The 16,098-nt window shown below is 61.9% G+C and carries 14 protein-coding genes and 1 pseudogene; 7 read left to right on the forward strand and 8 right to left on the reverse strand.

Annotation, left to right across the window (positions count from 1 at the left end; all coding sequences use genetic code 11):
• Nucleotides 1-241: 241 nt before the first annotated feature.
• Nucleotides 242-1,327: a DUF2336 domain-containing protein gene (locus tag ASC48_RS01190; RefSeq protein ID WP_055454000.1), complete on the reverse strand. Its 1,086-nt coding sequence runs from the start codon at nt 1,325-1,327 to the stop codon at nt 242-244.
• Between the two features lie 396 nt (nt 1,328-1,723).
• Between ASC48_RS01190 and ASC48_RS01195 the strand changes: the two genes are divergently transcribed.
• The gene (locus tag ASC48_RS01195) at nt 1,724-2,647 is read left to right on the forward strand and encodes a LysR substrate-binding domain-containing protein (RefSeq protein WP_055454001.1); all 924 of its coding nucleotides are present in this window, start codon (nt 1,724-1,726) and stop codon (nt 2,645-2,647) included.
• Nucleotides 2,648-2,655: 8 nt separating this feature from the next.
• Here ASC48_RS01195 and ASC48_RS01200 read toward each other — a convergent pair whose 3' ends face one another.
• Both ASC48_RS01200 and ASC48_RS01205 read right to left on the reverse strand, forming a co-directional pair.
• Entirely contained in the window at nt 2,656-3,291 is a 636-nt protein-coding gene (locus ASC48_RS01200) for a helix-turn-helix transcriptional regulator (RefSeq protein ID WP_055454002.1), read from the reverse strand.
• A gap of 93 nt (nt 3,292-3,384) precedes the next feature.
• Nucleotides 3,385-3,633: a hypothetical protein gene (locus tag ASC48_RS01205; protein ID WP_055454003.1), complete on the reverse strand. Its 249-nt coding sequence runs from the start codon at nt 3,631-3,633 to the stop codon at nt 3,385-3,387.
• A 135-nt stretch (nt 3,634-3,768) separates the two neighbouring features.
• Here ASC48_RS01205 and ASC48_RS01210 point away from each other — a divergent pair, with 135 nt between their 5' ends.
• Both ASC48_RS01210 and ASC48_RS01215 read left to right on the forward strand, forming a co-directional pair.
• Entirely contained in the window at nt 3,769-5,748 is a 1,980-nt protein-coding gene (locus ASC48_RS01210) for a putative bifunctional diguanylate cyclase/phosphodiesterase (protein WP_208975486.1), read from the forward strand.
• Between the two features lie 79 nt (nt 5,749-5,827).
• Nucleotides 5,828-6,109: a DUF2293 domain-containing protein gene (locus ASC48_RS01215; protein WP_208975487.1), complete on the forward strand. Its 282-nt coding sequence runs from the start codon at nt 5,828-5,830 to the stop codon at nt 6,107-6,109.
• 36 nt (nt 6,110-6,145) lie between these two features.
• Here the strand turns inward: ASC48_RS01215 and ASC48_RS01220 are convergent, their stop codons facing one another.
• A complete protein-coding gene (locus tag ASC48_RS01220; protein ID WP_055454005.1) occupies nt 6,146-6,520 on the reverse strand; it encodes a RidA family protein in 375 nt (124 codons plus the stop codon).
• A gap of 511 nt (nt 6,521-7,031) precedes the next feature.
• Between ASC48_RS01220 and ASC48_RS01225 the strand changes: the two genes are divergently transcribed.
• Nucleotides 7,032-8,708, forward strand: a complete 1,677-nt coding sequence (locus ASC48_RS01225; RefSeq protein WP_055454006.1) for a methyl-accepting chemotaxis protein — start codon at nt 7,032-7,034, stop codon at nt 8,706-8,708.
• Nucleotides 8,709-8,924: 216 nt separating this feature from the next.
• Complete coding sequence (locus tag ASC48_RS01230) at nt 8,925-10,178, forward strand: alpha/beta hydrolase family protein (RefSeq protein WP_082439953.1); 1,254 nt, start codon at nt 8,925-8,927, stop codon at nt 10,176-10,178.
• A gap of 14 nt (nt 10,179-10,192) precedes the next feature.
• On the opposite strand, the gene ASC48_RS01235 is transcribed toward ASC48_RS01230, so the two are convergent.
• The gene (locus ASC48_RS01235) at nt 10,193-10,831 is read right to left on the reverse strand and encodes an MOSC domain-containing protein (protein WP_055454007.1); all 639 of its coding nucleotides are present in this window, start codon (nt 10,829-10,831) and stop codon (nt 10,193-10,195) included.
• A gap of 179 nt (nt 10,832-11,010) precedes the next feature.
• Between ASC48_RS01235 and ASC48_RS01240 the strand changes: the two genes are divergently transcribed.
• Both ASC48_RS01240 and ASC48_RS01245 read left to right on the forward strand, forming a co-directional pair.
• Nucleotides 11,011-12,465, forward strand: a complete 1,455-nt coding sequence (locus tag ASC48_RS01240) for a beta-1,3-glucanase family protein (RefSeq protein ID WP_055454008.1) — start codon at nt 11,011-11,013, stop codon at nt 12,463-12,465.
• Between the two features lie 165 nt (nt 12,466-12,630).
• Nucleotides 12,631-14,880: a mechanosensitive ion channel family protein gene (locus ASC48_RS01245; protein ID WP_208975488.1), complete on the forward strand. Its 2,250-nt coding sequence runs from the start codon at nt 12,631-12,633 to the stop codon at nt 14,878-14,880.
• A 34-nt stretch (nt 14,881-14,914) separates the two neighbouring features.
• Here the strand turns inward: ASC48_RS01245 and ASC48_RS20070 are convergent, their stop codons facing one another.
• The 3 genes and pseudogenes from ASC48_RS20070 to ASC48_RS01255 all read right to left on the reverse strand — a co-directional run bounded on the left by ASC48_RS20070 (nt 14,915) and on the right by ASC48_RS01255 (nt 15,968).
• A complete protein-coding gene (locus ASC48_RS20070) occupies nt 14,915-15,043 on the reverse strand; it encodes a hypothetical protein (RefSeq protein ID WP_279626030.1) in 129 nt (42 codons plus the stop codon).
• Nucleotides 15,021-15,694: pseudogene (locus ASC48_RS01250) on the reverse strand (HipA domain-containing protein); the annotation flags it as partial. The gene ASC48_RS20070 and the pseudogene ASC48_RS01250, both read right to left, overlap by 23 nt.
• On the reverse strand, nt 15,684-15,968 hold the full coding sequence (locus ASC48_RS01255) for a helix-turn-helix transcriptional regulator (RefSeq protein ID WP_055454010.1): 285 nt from the start codon (nt 15,966-15,968) through the stop codon (nt 15,684-15,686). The pseudogene ASC48_RS01250 and the gene ASC48_RS01255, both read right to left, overlap by 11 nt.
• Nucleotides 15,969-16,098: the final 130 nt, after the last annotated feature.

The following is a 16,098-nucleotide window of genomic DNA, read 5'->3' on the forward strand; positions in this document are numbered from 1 at the left end:
CGCCTCATGTTCCGGCACAAGGTGAAGAAAGGCTTCATGTGAGGGATAAAATGAAGCACCGGACTCAGAGCATCAGCTGCCCCGGCCAAGTGATTCTGGCGACTCGTTATTCTGCTCCGCAAACGGCTAGATGCGGGCACGGGTCACGTCCGTGTTCAAGCTTTGGCTCTTCCGCCAAATCCTGGAAAAAGGCCCGGATCTCTTCGAGCCGGGCCAGGTCAGCTTGAGGCGCTGTAGAAACTCAGTCTGCAGGAAGATCGGACCGCAGGGCAAAGCGCTGACGGGCGTCCTCAACCCGCATGGCGTCGAAGCGCGCCAGCGCCTGCGCGCGGGCCTGAACCGTGAGCCGGTGGCGCCAGGGGCCGGCCTTCAGCAGGGTCGCCACCGTCAGTGACGACAGATTGTTGGCCTTGGCGACGATGAGGAAAGGCTCCACCTCAAGGCGGACCATCCAGTTGCTGGCCTCGGTGACGCTGACCTTGGTCAGGGAGGCGAAAGCCACCACGGCTTCGGCAAACCGGTCATCGGCTGCCAGCCAGCGCAGGCTGCTCTCGTTGAGGCGCCCGTCGCGCATCATGGTCAGCACCCGGGTGCGCGCCGCTTCAAAGTCGTAGCGGCTCAGCCAGTAGTCATTCGACATGCGCTGTTCGGGAATGCGGGCGGCCTGCGGCAGCTGCTCCGCATCGGCCAGCGCACCGGCAATCACCAGCTTCTGGCGGACGGATTCGGTGGCCACTTCCACCAGCCGGGCGATATGCGCATCGGCAAGATCGCGGCGCTCGCTCAGCGCCAGCTGCAGGGCATGGTCCTCAGCCGCAGCATCCAGCAGCCCCTCGAACCCTTCCAGCGAGAACGCGGCCCCCGGGTTGGCGGCGACGCGGCGCTTGACGCGGATGTCACCGCGGCGGACCAGAACGTCGGTGACTTCCTCGGACAGAACTTCACGCTGGGCGATGGCAAGGCGGTGGGCATTACTGTTGACATCGGCAATCCCGGCGAGTTCGGGATCCTTCAGCACACTGGAACGGCGCAGCAGAGTTTCGGCGACTTCGATCTCATCGCCAGCCAGCTGGCGGATGGTGCGCTCGGGCCCCCTGCGAAGCTCCGCCAGCCGCTCGGCCACAAAGCGCCGGACCTCCACTTCCACCATGTTCACCAGCCGCAACAGGACCGTGTCATATATGTCGACCTGTTCGTCGGAGCATTTGTCTGAGGTCAGAGAGAAGAGTACGGCAACATGACGGGCGAGTTCCGCCTTCCGGTCTGCGCTGGCTTCGGACGATAGTCCGCCAAAATTCACAAGCTCCGTCTGCAACGCTTCTGTCATCTCTCAACCCACATTCGAGGACACGCCAGCACTCTAATAGCGATTCTTGAAGATAAGAGTAACGCCAAAACGTATTCTCTAAGTATGTTTTACCAGCTATCGTTTAAAATTTTAATAAACTAATTTTTCTTTGTTACTTCAACAATTTGAAGCTGAAGAGAACCAAAGCACCCGACCACACCAGCCTGCGAAGCTTGCGCGAAGCTTGCCAAACGGGGGTACGGGAGGAAAATTACGTAGCGTAATTTATTGATCAAATAAAAAAATGGGCGGCCCCAAAAGAACCGCCCAGTCTGGCACCAGTAGCTGGAAACTACTCACAGAGCCATGCTGGCGGAAACCGGACATCAGGTCCAATAGGATTGATTCGGCTTTTAAATAAGATAAACTGATCATATGATCTCACTCCGCCAGCTTCGCTATCTCGACGCCCTCGCCACCCACCTGCATTTCCGCAAGGCGGCGGAGGCCGTCGCCGTCACCCAGCCTGCCCTGTCCATGCAGATCAAGGAGCTGGAGGAAAGCCTGGGCGTCATGCTGGTCGAGCGGCGCTCCGGCCTTGCCCGGCTGACGCCGGAGGGCGAGGAAGTGGTGCGGCGCGGGCGGCGCATCCTCGCCGATGTGCGCGATCTGATGGACTACGCCCGCCACCGGGGCCAGCCTCTCACCGGGCCACTGCGTCTTGGCATCATCCCTTCGATCGCGCCCTATCTTCTGCCCCGCGTCCTGCCCAAGCTGCAGAGCGGCCATCCGGACCTGCGGCTGACCTTGCGCGAGACCCTGACGGATGTGCTGGTGCAGGAATTGATGGCCGGAGAACTGGACGCCATCATCGCCGCGCTGCCCCTCGGCCAGCCGGAACTGACCACCCTGCCCCTCTTTGAAGACCGCTTCCTTCTGGCGGTGCGCAACACGCCCGATCTCGACGAGCGGCGGCGGATCGGCATTGACGAGATCCGGCAGGAGGAACTGCTGCTGCTGGAGGAAGGGCATTGCCTGCGCGACCAGGCGCTCAACTACTGCCAGATCGTCACCTCCGGCCGCCGGTCCTCGCTGGGTGCGACCAGCCTTGCCACGGTGATGCAGATGGTCGCCGCCGGTTATGGCGTCACCCTGCTGCCGGAAATCTGCGCGGATGTGGAGGTGCGCGACGACCGCGTTGCCCTGCTCCGCTTTCAGGATCCCCAGCCTGCCCGCATGGTGGGCCTGGCCTGGCGGCGCACATCCCCACGGCGCAAGGATTTCGAAAGTCTGCGGGATACTCTGGCGGTCACGCTCAGCGGGCTTGGCGTGGCTTCAACACCGCTGGAAATTAGTTAGGCACTCCCTCAGGCAGCAGCCCGCTCGCGAATGCGGTAGACACAACGCCGTCCGCCGGACAGCAGATGCTCGCAGCGCTCAATTTCGGCCTGCGGCCCGAGGACACTGGCAAAGAGCGACAGTTCCGACCGGCAAAGCCCCTGGCAAACGGACGCCGCCGCGCAGATGGAGCAATGGTTCTCGATAAAAAGCCAGCTGCCGTCCGCGTCCCGCTCGACTTCAGCCATATAGCCCTCCCGGTTGCGCAGATCCGCAAGACAGGACAACCGGTCGGACAGCGCTGAAGCTCCAGTCAGTTCCTTTTCGTAAGCTGCCTGCATTTCCTTCTCGCGGAAGGCAATCAGGTCCTCTACCCCTTGCGCGCCGTAAAGCTCCCGCAGGCCGGAGAGCAACGACAGGATCAGGGCCGAATGGTTGTCCGGAAAACGGGCATGGCCGGCAGCACTCAGCGCCCAGACGCGGCGCGGACGGCCCACGGCCCCCTTCATGTCTTCGAAGTCAACCAGTTCCTCCTGCAGCAGCCCGTCGAGGTGCTGGCGCACGGCAACAGGCGTGACGGAGAGCGATGCGGCGAGTTCCGCCGCAGTCTGCGGGCCGCCAGCCTTCAGGGCGTTGAGAATACGGGTGCGGGTTCTGTCTGACATGGGCTGAACATAGCACGGGACCGGCCATATAAAAAGATTTCACTTTTCATATTCCGGAATTCAATTTAGAAAGAAAAAACTTTCTTTACAGGGTCAGCCATGTTCCTTGATCGCGTTTTCCAGTTTGCCAGCACCCTTTCCGTTTTTGCTGCAAGGCACATCACGCGTCCGGCCGGCAGATGCGGGTGCCATCCGCAACTGCGTGACTTGCCCCCCGAATTCCTTGACGACATTACACTTCCCCAGAAAGTTCGCGAATTGCTGCAGCGCGAAGAAAACCGGCAGCAACGAAGCCTGCCCCTTCTTTTCCGGTAATGGAAAGATCACGCCGAAATTCAACAATCCTAAAGAAATGCCGCCACCGAAAATGAATGTACCCTTGCGATATCATCGCAAAAAACGCTAGGGCATGTTAAATGCAGGTTATTACTTTGACCTCAAACTCTGGAGAAGATGAGAGTTCGAAGAGTGACAACGATGCACCGATTTCTTGACTGGATGACTTTGTCAGGCCAGCAACCGGAAATCCTGCCGGCGCAGTTCAGGGAACTGCGCCGGCAGGTGCCGCTTCTCTATGCCTTGCTGATGGTCAACGCGGGCGCCGTGTCTTTTACACATTACGGTCTGGCCCCGGAGTATCTGACGATCTGGCTGCCCCTCCCGCTTTTCATCATCTGTTCAGTGCGGGCCGTGGCCTGGCTGCGCCGGTCTGCCGATGCCGTGTCGCCGGAGGAAGCTCTTTACCAGCTGCGCCGGACCCTCTTTCTGAGTGGCGTTCTGGCGCTTGCATATGTGACCTGGTCGCTGACCCTCGACAGCTATGGCGGACCGCTGGAGCGCGGACATGTCGCTCTCTTCATCGCCATCACAGTGGTCGGTTGCATCTTCTGCCTGATGAATCTGCCTCAGGCCGCGCTTCTGGTGATGGCGCTGGTGACAGTGCCCTACATTGTCTACTACAGCCGCCTTGATCTGACGGTCTTTCACGCCATCTCGATGAATATTTTCCTCGTCAGCCTTGTGCTGATCCAGGTGCTGTTCAATGGCCACAAGGCCTTCACCAACGTGATCCAGGCGCAGCGGGCGCTGGCGCAGAAGCAGCAGGAGACCGAGCGGCTGAGCGAGGAAAACGCCATCCTCGCCCATACGGATGTACTCACCGGCCTGCCGAACCGCCGCCATTTCTTTTCTGCCCTGCAAAAGCGCATCCAGGACGCCTCCTCAACGCACACCAGCTTTGCTGTCGGCGTCCTTGACCTTGACCGGTTCAAGCCGGTGAACGACACCTATGGCCACCATTTTGGCGACCTTCTGCTCGCAGAAGCGGGTGACCGGCTGAAGGGACTGGTCAGCAGCGGCACCCGGCTTCAGATCAGCCGCCTGGGCGGCGACGAGTTCGGCATGATCATCGAGGCTCCGGCTGAGGATCTGGAGGCGCTTGGCCAAGCGATCTGCGACATCATCGCAACCCCTTATGAAATTGAGGGAATTTTTGTCCGGATTGGCTGCTCCTGCGGCCTCGCGGTTTTCCCGGATGCCGGGCGCACGGTCCACGAACTGTTCGACCGTTCTGACTACGCGCTTTACAACTCCAAGACCGGACGGCGCGGTCAGGCAACGCTTTATTCCGTGGAACATGAAAGACAGATCCGCTCTGACCGGGCAATCGAGAGCGCCCTGCAAGGCGCAGATCTTGAAGAGGAATTCGAGGTCTTTCTGCAGCCGATCCTCGACCTGCAGAAAGGCAGCATCACCGGTTTTGAAGCGCTCGCCCGCTGGCACAGCCCCCTTCTCGGTCAGGTCCCGCCAGATCAGTTCATCCCGCAGGCGGAGCGCTCAGGCCTGATGCGGCGCCTCACCATCTCGCTTTTTGGCAAGGCGCTGGCAGCGATGAGCCAATTGCCACCGCATCTCTCCCTGTCCTTCAACCTGTCGGCCCACGACATCACCAGCAAGGAAACGGTGCTCTCCTTGCTCGCACTGCTGGGGCGCAGCAGCATCCAGCCGCACCGGCTGATATTCGAGATCACGGAAACGGCGGTGATGCGCAGCTACGAGAGCGCCGAGCAGTCCATGCGCCTGCTCCGCCAGACAGGCGCAAGGCTGGCTCTCGATGATTTCGGCACCGGCTATTCGAGCCTTGGCTATCTGCACCGGCTGCCGATCGACCGGGTGAAGATCGACAAGAGTTTCGTTTCAGGCATCAATGATCCGAGCGGCCAGGGCATCGTCTCGTCGATCATTGCCCTGTGCCGCTCCATGTCCCTCGACTGTGTGGTGGAAGGCATCGAGATAGAAGCCCAGCGCGACCGGCTGCACAGCCTTGGCTGCCGGTATATCCAGGGCTACCTGATTGCCCGGCCCATGCCCGCCAGAGAAGCAGCCGCATGGCTGGAACACACGGACTATCATCAACCCGCAGCCCGGCAAGGTGTGGTATCCCTGCCTCTGAACTGAGGATCAGGAGACACGGCCGGTGCCGGATGAAACCGAACCTGCGGTGCCCCGGACCGGAGGCACACGCCGGCAGAAAGACATGCGCAAGGCGCTGCGCCAGCTGGCCCCGCGCATTCCCTTGTTTGACGCACAGGCCGTTTTGTTCGGTGCCATGACAGGACATCTGCGCCACCTGCCGCCATCCATTGCCGTGCAGCAGGCCCTCACCTCCCACATCCGCCACACCGCTACCGAATATGACACCCTGCTTGCCGAAGGCTACGACCGGGACTCGGCCCGGCATTTCGTGCTGGATGATATCAATGACCAGCTCGCAGACTGGGGCTCCGGCCTGCGCATCACCGAAGCAGACGGGGACTGAGCCCCGCCTCATATCAAGAGCCAGGGAACTGACGCTTCACGGCCGCCGCGCAACGGGATCGATTTCCACCAGCGCATGAACCGCGAGACCGGTTGCGCCGATGCAGGTGCGTGCGGGCAGCTTGCCCGGTTCAAAATAGCGGCTGTAGGTCTCGTTCATCAGCGCATAATCGCGATGGAAGTCCGTCAGATAGACGCGGGCCATGGTCACATGCTCCAGCCCGAGCCCCACGCCCGCCAGAACGAGCTTCAGGTTCTCCATCACCCGCGCCGTCTGGGCGGCAATCCCCTCCGGCAGCAGCGCATCCGGGGCAGCCGGATCTGCCGGCATCTGCCCGGTGATGAACACCCAGCCATCAGCCTCGACGGCATGGAAGAACGGCGCCATAGGACGCGGTCCGCCGGAAATCATGTGATGGATCGGCAGCCAATCAGTCCCCTTTGTCTGTTATCTCCGCTGCCCCGGCAGCATCCGGACAGTCCGGCGCGCCCTTTGGCGCATTCCGGACGCCGATCTAGCAGGGATTCCTCACGCCGGGCCAGAGCCTCGGCACAGAAGAGCGCTACGGAACAACTTGCGCATAACCCGCAAGGCAAGCACAGCTACAAGACACGGAACTGCCGGAAGCCGCCATCATCGGTATTTTTCCAGACGCAGCGGCACCCGTCCGCGCAGATCATGGAGAGACACGTCAACAGGACTGACAGTGATCTTTTTCGTTTGCATACAAATAAAAAGAATGCACCCTACCCCTCAATCAAGTCAATCCAAATACTTCAAACAAGACGCCATAAACAAAAATAACTCTGCGTATTTTTCAAGCTTCAAAAACAAAATCCCAAAACATGGCAAAGCTTCCAATTAATTTCATGTAAAGATTCTGATGTTTTGATCCGTAAAACTTTCACACGAGGGTGAACGAATGACGATCAAGCAGAAGATGCTCGTTTTGTCGCTGATGGCACTCAGTGCCGTTTTACTGACCGGGCTAATACAGATTTTTTCACTGCGCAGCACGATGCTCGAAGACCGGCGCGATCTGATCCGCTCACAGGTGGAGACGGCCCAGAGCGTCGTGAAGGCCATTGCCGAGGAAGCCAAGGCAGCCGGTGTGCCGCTGGAGACGGCCCAGGCCAACGCGAAGGCCGTGCTGCGCACCATGCGCTTCAACGGCAATGACTATTTCCTCGCCATCGATGCCAGCCCGGCCAATCAGGGCCTCATTCTGGCGCATCCAAGCGCAGCGGTCGAAGGCAAGAACCTTTGGAACTCCAAGGACCCTGCCGGCAATCTCTTTGTTCAGGGCGAGATCGAAGCCGGGCGCAAGGGCGGCGGCTTCTCCGAATTCCTGTTTCCGCGCCTGAATGAGACGGTGGCATCTCCCAAGCTTGCCTACACCATGAATTATGACCCGTGGCAGTGGGCCATCACATCCGCGCTCTACATCGACGACATCAGCGCCGCCTTCTATTCGGAACTCTTCACGATGCTGATGTGGATGGTGCCGCTGATCCTGGCGATTGCCGCAGGCACATTCCTCCTCTCCAACAGCATCACCCGCCCGCTGGAGGACATCACCAATGTGACGCGCCAGCTGGCCGACGGCAACATGACCGTTACCATCCCCGGCACCGGCCGCAAGGACGAGATCGGCCATATGGCAGAGGCCACGGAAATCTTCCGTGACACGATGATCCGCGCCCGTAATCTGGCGCAGTCGCAGGCGGCAGAACAGACCCAGCGCGAGGCACGCGCCATGCATATCGAGGAACTGACCCGCAGCTTCGATGCCAGCGCCGCAGCGCTTCTGCAGGCGGTCACCCAGTCCGCCTCCAGCATGGAAGGCAGCGCCCGCAACATGGCCCGCATTGCCGAAGGCACCAACTCCAGCTCGACCGCCGTTGCCTCTGCTGCCCAGCAGGCCGCCGCCAATGTGCAGACGGTTGCCTCCGCCACGGAAGAGTTGAGTTCTTCCATCTCCGAAATTGCGTCGCAGGTTTCCCGTTCCTCGCAGATCGCCATGCAGGCGGTGGATGAGGCACGGCGCACGGACGGCCAGATCCAGGGCCTTGCCAACGCAGCCAACAAGATTGGCGAAGTGGTGGACCTCATCCGCGCCATCGCCGAACAGACCAACCTCCTTGCACTGAACGCCACCATCGAGGCGGCGCGCGCCGGCGAAGCCGGCCGTGGCTTTGCCGTGGTGGCGGCCGAGGTGAAGGAACTGGCCTCGCAGACATCCAAGGCAACCGAGGAAATCACCACGCAGATTTTGGCCATCCAGTCGGAAACGCGGGTGGCCGTGGACGCGGTGCAATCCATCGGCAAGACAGTGGAAGAGATGAACCACATTGCAGCGGCCATCTCGGCATCCGTCGAGGAACAGGGCGCGGCCACCAGCGAAATCGCCCGCAACGTCGAGCAGGCCTCGCGCGGCACGCAGGATGTGACGGACAACATCCTCGAAGTCTCCCACGCGGCCAGTGAAACCCGTGGCGCCGCCGCCAGTGTGGAACAGGCCGCAGCTGCGGTGACGCGCGACGCGCTGGCGCTTCGCACCGAGGTGGAAAGCTTCCTCAGCGGCGTCCGCGCCGCCTGACGGACAGAACAAGCGTTCTGGCCGAAAAGGCCGGGTCCCCGTGGCCCGGCCCTTTCGTTGCCACAGGACGGGCACAATGAGGCCGCACTATCCCGGCACAAGTTGCATCCGGAACACTTTCACGCTTGCATTTCCTTCGAGGTCATCATGAAAATCAGGCACTTGCTGGCAGTGGCCCCGCTGCTTCTCTCCCTCGCCGTTCCCTTTGGATCTGCAATGGCCGAAAACAGAATAGACATCATCCGCCCCGATGCCCCGGTGCTTGCGGCCTATGGAAGCTATGGGGTTGGCGTGACGACCATCGAGCTGACCAATCCGGGTCAGATCGATGTGCTGAACTCGGAACCCGGCAAGGAGCCTGTCCTCTATGACAGGCCGCTGACGGTCGAGGTGTTCTATCCGGCTGCCGCCGATGCAAAGCCCACTCCGCTCAAGGCGATGATGCGGGACGGCAGCACGATGATCGAACTCAGCGGCCGCGCCTCGCGCGCCGCCGAACCGGACCTGAGCGGCGCGCCCTATCCGCTGGTCATCATCTCCCACGGCTATCCGGGCAACCGCTTCCTGATGAGCCCGCTGGCGGAGAACCTTGCGAGCAAGGGCTTTGTTGTTGCCTCCATCGACCACACCGAATCCACCTATGACAACAGGGCCGCTTTCATCTCGACACTGGTCAACCGTCCGCTGGACCAGATGTTCGTGCTCAACGCCATGGAAGAGCAGGGCAAGACGCCGGGCGGCCCGCTGGAGGGGCTTCTGTCCACCGAGCGGACCGGCCTCATCGGTTATTCCATGGGCGGCTACGGCACGCTGATTTCCGGCGGCGCAGGCCTTGCCGATTTTGCCCGCGAGGCTTCATGGGCTGATGGCAAGGGCGCGTTCCTTGAGCGCCATCTCGCCGGAAGCGAGAGCCATGAAGCGCTGGTCGATCCGCGCCTCAAGGCCATTGTCGCGGTCGGCCCTTGGGCCCGCAAATCCAATGCCATGAATGCGGACGGTCTGGCCGGCTTGCGGGTTCCGGCGCTGATCGTGGGCGGCAATCAGGACGAGATTTCCGGCTACAGTGACGGCATCCGCAAGATCTGGCAGGAGGCCAAGGGCACCGACCGCTATCTGCTGACTTTCGTCAATGCGGGCCACAACGCCGCCGCTCCCATGCCCGCTCCGGCGGAAAGCTACGCCTTCAGCGAGGCCATCGGCTTCCCGCCGTTTCAGCATTATGCCGATCCGGTGTGGGACAGCGTGCGGATGAACAACATCCTCCAGCATTTCACCACCGCCTTTCTCGACGTTAATCTGAAGAGCAAGACGGACGAGGGCAAGTATCTCAAGCTCATGCCCTATGCCGAAGATGGCGTCTGGTCGATGAATGCGGATGGCAAGCCCAACGCGGACCACACCTACTGGGAAGGCTTCCCGCAAGGCAGTGCCATCGGCCTGCGCTTCGAGCACCTGGAGAAGGGGGAGTAACTCCTTCCCTCCAATCAGCCCGGATAGATCCAGTGCTCCGGCAGATGCGCCGTAATGGCATCGCCCGGCAGGATGCGCCCCGGCAGTTCGACGAAAGCGACAAGGCCGCGCAGATACTGCGCGGTCTTCGGGAACAGCAGATCGAGCCCTTCGCGCTCCGGCACATGCTCCGCAATCTTCCGGCCAGCCGCCCGGCAGGGTGAATTGTAGCCATCCACCCGCAAAACAGCCCCGCTCTCGAACACGAGCCGGGTGCGTGGCGGCAGCAGGCTGAGGCTGGGGATGCATTGCGTCACCACATTGCCGCCGATCCAGCCGGCGGGCAGCGCATCCAGTTCCATCCGCGAGGCAATCAGCGCCAGTTCCTCCACAGACAGGATGGAGAGCTGACGCTCGTTCACCATCACCGTGCCGCGCGGATACCAAGGCTCGCGCCCGCCCGAGCGCCGGGTGCGTCCGCCATGCCGGTCACCTTCGATGCCGTCAAAGCCAAGATCCAGCGCCGCGCAGGGGACCGTTGCGAAGTCTGACTTCTTCGCCGTTCGCAGCACTTCGGCCGTCTTGCCGGAAATCTTGCGCGCGGGCACCCGTTGCAGCCGCGCCAGCCTGTCCTCAAGCGCCGCATGCCCGGCCTCACCAGTCTCCACACTCATGACGCCTTGCCCCTCAAGTTTTCCGGCCTCACCCAAGGCCGGATACTTAGCGCATGCAGGCGGGAGCGGCCAATGAATTGGCGTGAAGTGAGTATCACGCAAATTGCACGCCGAAGGCGCACAATCTCGGCTGCCCTGCGTCCTGCCGGAGGAGGAACAGACCCTCCAAGGAGATCCGAATGAGCACCAGCAGCGTCACCCTGAATCTCGTCAATCTGCGCGGGAAGCCAACGGCCCCAGACGAAGATATCTACATCCTGCTGACCGGCGAGGACGTCACAGGTCTGACCGGCATCACGCTTGGCACGATTACCCCCCTGTCACAGATCACGAATGCCACGATCAGTTTCACGACGATCAATTCGGGACGGCTCTATGCGGGGCTCGGGCAGTTCCCCAATCCGCCCACCCCGACCGGTGGCATCTATTACGGATGGATCGAGTTCAGCTGCCTGACGGCGGGAGACAACCTCTGGATCAACATGTCGAATGTGGATCTGCTCGGCCTGCCGCTCGCCATTGCAGGCACGGAGGCAGGGGGAAGCAGCTTCTCGCTCGGCTACAAGGACCCGATGACCCCTACCCTCATCAACACCATGAAGAATTCGGTTCTGACGAAACATGGACAGGGCGCGGTGATCACCACGGTTTCCGGCCAGCAACTGGTGATCGGGCCCACCATCATACCCTCAGCATATCCCGACATGACCCCCTACGTGGTGAGCCTCGTCAAGGCCAATGCCCCCGTCACCATCGTTTCCGACACCCCGCCCGGCGGTTCTCCCGAGACCTTTACCGGCAACTTCCAGGCAGCCGACCCGAAAACGGGCGTGATCCTCTCCCTCAAGGGTGACCAGGGTGACACATTCGAGTTGACGGCGGTCAACCTCAGCAGTTCGATCATCTACCGCTGCGATGGAGGCACGGTCATATTCAATGGCCGCGTCGTGCCGCAGAACCGCACCGCAACGAATGATCCATCGGGCCAGCCCGCCTCCCAGATCATCAGCAACTCGGTGTTCCGCAACCTGATGATCGGCTTCAACGAGGGCTATTTCACCCCCACAGGGCCCAACAACTCCAGCCAGTTTCCGGGCCAGACGCCTTTTGCCGGCGGCAATGGCAACCTCTATGCGCAGGCGATTCACAACGGCACCAATTCCTATGGTTATCCTTATGCGGACAGCAATCTGAAGGTACTCATCCAGGCGGATCCGGCCCAGCCGGTCACCGTCTCGGTCCTCGCCGACAGCATGGCCTATGGCTACACGGACAATCCGGGCGGCGGCAGCAATCAACCCTCCAGCGGCACCTACCAGTTCGGCATCGGGTCAGGCAGCGGCGCATTGGGGCCGATACGCATCGGCAACTGGGTCTATGAGGCATCGCCCAACACGGACGGAAGCCCGGGCGGAGCCTTCGGCGGCTTCCTGCCGGACCTGACAGACTGGACGCAGATGCAGTTCACCGGTGCAGGCCCCGGCGCCTATATCTGGGTGAAGAACGGCCAGGTCGAGACAGGCGGCTGCCTGAATGCCGCCGGCAGCTGGAATGACAGCAAGACCGTCTACAGCTGGCCGGCCAACCTGCAATGGGTGCCGGGAGCCATAGCCCCCGCCAAGCCCACGAGTTGAGACACCGCCTGCCGCAGCAGCCGCCCTGTGCTGCGGCAGGCCTTCAAAGAGACAGCAGACGTAAACTCTCTTGCATTACCATGCGTCCCCAACGGCATGCCGGGCAGCCTACAGGAACTGGGGGGGCGTGGAATGATGGCGTTTGCGGGCAAAGTTGGACACGGGTTGGCAGCGGCAGTGCACCACTTCTCCAGCATGATCCTGTGTGTGAGCCTGGCTGCCGCTCTCACCGGCGCCGCAGCTTCAGGCCCCGCTTCGGCCCAGGACACGGCAACAGGCAGCAGCGCAGCGGCCATCGCCATGAATGACGCGATGCAGGAGAGTTTCCAGCTGCGCGGCGCGCTGCAGCAGCTGGCCGCAGAACTGCCCACCCTGCCGGGAAAAATGGCGGCAACGCTCCGCGCCATGTCGCCCGATGGCTCGCTGGACTGGCTGTGGTCCGCTCTTGCCGTGCTGGCTGCAGCATTGATCGCGGGTACTGCCCTGCAGGCCCTGTTCCGCCGCTGGGCGGAGGCGGTCTATTTGCACCGCTTTCCCCCGGCGCCCGAAACCCGTGCGGGCAAGGTCGCTTTCCTGCTCGGGCGCGGCACGGTGATGCTGCTGGAACTGGCCATTTTCCTGATCACCGCCTGGCTGGTGGCCGTGCTGCTGCATGAGGATCTGCATGCCTCCCGGGTGACCGTGCAGACCGGCATTCTGGGCTTCACCGCCTGGAGCCTGATCCGGCTGATCCTGTTCAACATCATTGCGCCGGACACACCCGCCTGCCGCATGCTGGCCTTTGACGATCAGTCCGCCGCAAGGCTCAACACGGCGCTGGTCACCGGGCTCGGCCTCTCGGCCTTCGTCATCTCGCTCTCCATCTGGATGCGCGCCCTCGGGCTGGAGGCCAGTGCGCACAAGGTGGCGCTTGTCTTTTCCGCCGCCCTGTCGACCTGCATTCTCTCCACCATTGCCATTGTCTGGCGCAAGAGCGTCGGCAAAGCCATCATGGGCGGAGCGCCGGACGAAAGCGCAGTGCATCCCGCCCTCCACTTCATCGCCAGCATCTGGCACGTGATGGCGATCCTGTATTTCCTCTTCGCCTTCGGCACGGCCAGCTTCCGCATCCTCCTCGACCGGCCTTTTGCCACCGGCCTTGTCAGCGCGCCGGTACTGGTGCTGGTCGCCGCGCTGCTGCTGCAGGCCGTGTTGATGCTGCTGATCGACCGGCTGCTGCCGCGCCTCGACACGCGCAGGGCCAAGGCCGTGCTGATGGATGGCCTTGCCCGTGCCGAGACAGCGGCCGGAGAAGCCCCGGACACCACCGCCAATGCCTCACAGGCCGAAGCCGAAGCGCTGGAGGCAGAGGCAGCCCGAGCCCCCTACCGCGCGCTTTTCGACCATGGCGCGGCCATCCTCACCCTCGTCTTTTCCGCCTGGCTGCTGCTCAAGGTCTGGGGCATCTCGATCCACGATCAAAGCTCCATCCTCGGCAATCTTGTGGAAGTCGCCATCGTCGGCTTCCTTGGCTACATGGCCTATCAGGCGGTGGAAATCGCCGTTGCGCAGGCGGCGCGGCGGGACCTCCTGCGCCCGGATGCGTCCACCCACGCGCCCGGAGAAATGGAGATAGGCGGCACCGGCGACAGCCGCCTTTCCACCCTGCTGCCGATCTTCCGCAACTTCCTGCTGATCACCATCGTGGTGATCTCCGGCATGCTGATCCTGTCGCAGCTCGGCATCGACATTGCCCCGCTCTTTGCCGGTGCCGGCGTCGTCGGTCTTGCCATCGGCTTTGGCGCGCAGACGCTCATCCGGGATATCTTCTCCGGCGCCTTCTATCTGATCGATGACGCCTTCCGCAAAGGCGAATACATCGACATCGGCAGCGCCAAGGGCACCGTGGAGAAAATCTCCATCCGCTCCATGCAGCTGCGCCACCACCGCGGCGCGCTGACGACCGTGCCCTTCGGCGAAATCAAGCACGTGCAGAACTACTCGCGCGACTGGGCCATCATGAAGCTCGCCTTCCGCGTCACCTATGACACGGACACCGAGAAGATGCGCAAGATCATCAAGAAATTTGGCCAGGAACTTCTGGATGATCCTTATTACGGGCCGATGTTTCTCGATCCGCTGAAGTCGCAGGGCATCCTCTCCATGGAGGACAGCGCCATGATTGCGCGGGTGAAGTTCATGTCAAAACCCGGCAAGCAGTTTGAGCTGCGCAAGGTGGTCTATGCCGGGTTGCAGGACCTGTTCGAGAAAAACGGTATCCGCTTCGCCCACCGGGAAGTCACCGTCCGCATCGCCGATGCAGGCGGCAACCTCGTGCCGGCCCCTACTCCGGCCCAGATCGCCAGCGCTGCCGCCGGCGCCCATGCAGGGCGTGCAGCGGCGCAAGCCGGCGGCCAGGGACAGGATCCACAGTAGCAGGCACTTCCAGCTCCCTTCCGGCGAAGCGAGCTCAGAAAGCCTTGCCTGCGAGCAGCATCTCCCGCGCGGCAAGGAATGCCTCCCGCAGCGCCTTGTGGCCCTCCAGGCCCTCCAATGCGTAGCTGTTGAGAAACAGGCGTCCCGCAAACAGGCGCTGCATTCAAGCCGCATGCTCCTGCCAGGGTCATCGCAATGAACTCGCCTTTCACAACGCTGCAGGTATCGTTGCTGGCAGCGAACTTGGCGATGAGCTTCTTCGCCCCGTCATCAATCATTGCCTTGGGCCGCGCCCCGCCGATCGGCGTGCCATGCCGGAGCGCCTGATCGAGCGCAGGAGGCAGTGGCCTGCCTTTTTCAATGAGGCCTGCCGCCTCCATCAGTTCATCACGCGAGGCCCCTGCTGAAAGCCTTGGAACAAACTCGGTGGCCGATGCCTGAAAATCCAGAGCGCCAATACGGTCTGATCCTGACTGGAGGAGAAAGGTCAGCTCGCTGAGTTCAGGCACCCGTCCGCATCTGGCTTCAAGCCTGTCAGCCTGTTGATGATGACCCGTCGTCCCCAGGCATCGGGTGAGCCATCACGAATACAGCTGGCCATCTGCAGACCCGGCGCAGGGGCAATCACACCTTCCTGCAGCGGCAGTTCCGGCTCATAGATGGCAACGGCATTCCTGCGGGCGCGGTAGCTGGCGCCATAGGTGAAGAACAGGCGCCCGCCGTCCTGATCGAAGCGGCCAGCCACCACCGGCTCCGTTGCACCCGGCAGCCAGATCCAGACAAAGGCTTGGCTGGCTGCCGCCCTAGAAGTCATCATCAGGCTCCTTCACCCTGGGCCGCACACTCTTGGGCAGCAGGGTCAGTTTCTCGTCAAGACGGGCATTTTCCCTCTGCAGACTTTGCCCATCAGGGTCAAACAGGCGAACCCCGGCGAGCGCAGCGGCCTCGAAGACGATGCCGATTTCAGGCCCTGCTGCGCCCTTCTCGATGCTGGAGAGCGTTGTACGGCTGATACCGGCCCGTTCCGCCAGTTCCTGTGCGGTCATGCCGCGCTCGATGCGCCCGGCACGGATCAGCTTGCCACGCATCGCAAGCGCCTGGCGGGTCCCCCTCGAATAGCTTCTCTGACGCGGCATGGAGATCACCCGTTTGTTCATTTGTATGAACACACAAGGCTTTGCGTTCATAATTATGGACATCCTGCCTGACCCTTCGAGC

Origin of the sequence: Pannonibacter indicus, from assembly GCF_001418225.1 — a bacterium.
Taxonomy (GTDB): Bacteria; Pseudomonadota; Alphaproteobacteria; order Rhizobiales; family Stappiaceae; genus Pannonibacter; species Pannonibacter indicus.

What these genes read in the sequence shown, in the direction of transcription:
- ASC48_RS01190 (WP_055454000.1), bottom strand. Translation starts at nt 1,327, where the DNA reads ATGACAGAAGCGTTGCAGACGGAGCTTGTGAATTTTGGCGGACTATCG.
- ASC48_RS01195 (WP_055454001.1), top strand. Translation starts at nt 1,724, where the DNA reads ATGATCTCACTCCGCCAGCTTCGCTATCTCGACGCCCTCGCCACCCAC.
- ASC48_RS01200 (WP_055454002.1), bottom strand. Translation starts at nt 3,291, where the DNA reads ATGTCAGACAGAACCCGCACCCGTATTCTCAACGCCCTGAAGGCTGGC.
- ASC48_RS01210 (WP_208975486.1), top strand. Translation starts at nt 3,769, where the DNA reads ATGCACCGATTTCTTGACTGGATGACTTTGTCAGGCCAGCAACCGGAA.
- ASC48_RS01215 (WP_208975487.1), top strand. Translation starts at nt 5,828, where the DNA reads ATGCGCAAGGCGCTGCGCCAGCTGGCCCCGCGCATTCCCTTGTTTGAC.
- ASC48_RS01220 (WP_055454005.1), bottom strand. Translation starts at nt 6,520, where the DNA reads ATGATTTCCGGCGGACCGCGTCCTATGGCGCCGTTCTTCCATGCCGTC.
- ASC48_RS01225 (WP_055454006.1), top strand. Translation starts at nt 7,032, where the DNA reads ATGACGATCAAGCAGAAGATGCTCGTTTTGTCGCTGATGGCACTCAGT.
- ASC48_RS01230 (WP_082439953.1), top strand. Translation starts at nt 8,925, where the DNA reads ATGGCCGAAAACAGAATAGACATCATCCGCCCCGATGCCCCGGTGCTT.
- ASC48_RS01235 (WP_055454007.1), bottom strand. Translation starts at nt 10,831, where the DNA reads ATGAGTGTGGAGACTGGTGAGGCCGGGCATGCGGCGCTTGAGGACAGG.
- ASC48_RS01240 (WP_055454008.1), top strand. Translation starts at nt 11,011, where the DNA reads ATGAGCACCAGCAGCGTCACCCTGAATCTCGTCAATCTGCGCGGGAAG.
- ASC48_RS20070 (WP_279626030.1), bottom strand. Translation starts at nt 15,043, where the DNA reads ATGCAGCGCCTGTTTGCGGGACGCCTGTTTCTCAACAGCTACGCATTG.
- ASC48_RS01255 (WP_055454010.1), bottom strand. Translation starts at nt 15,968, where the DNA reads ATGCGTGGCAAGCTGATCCGTGCCGGGCGCATCGAGCGCGGCATGACC.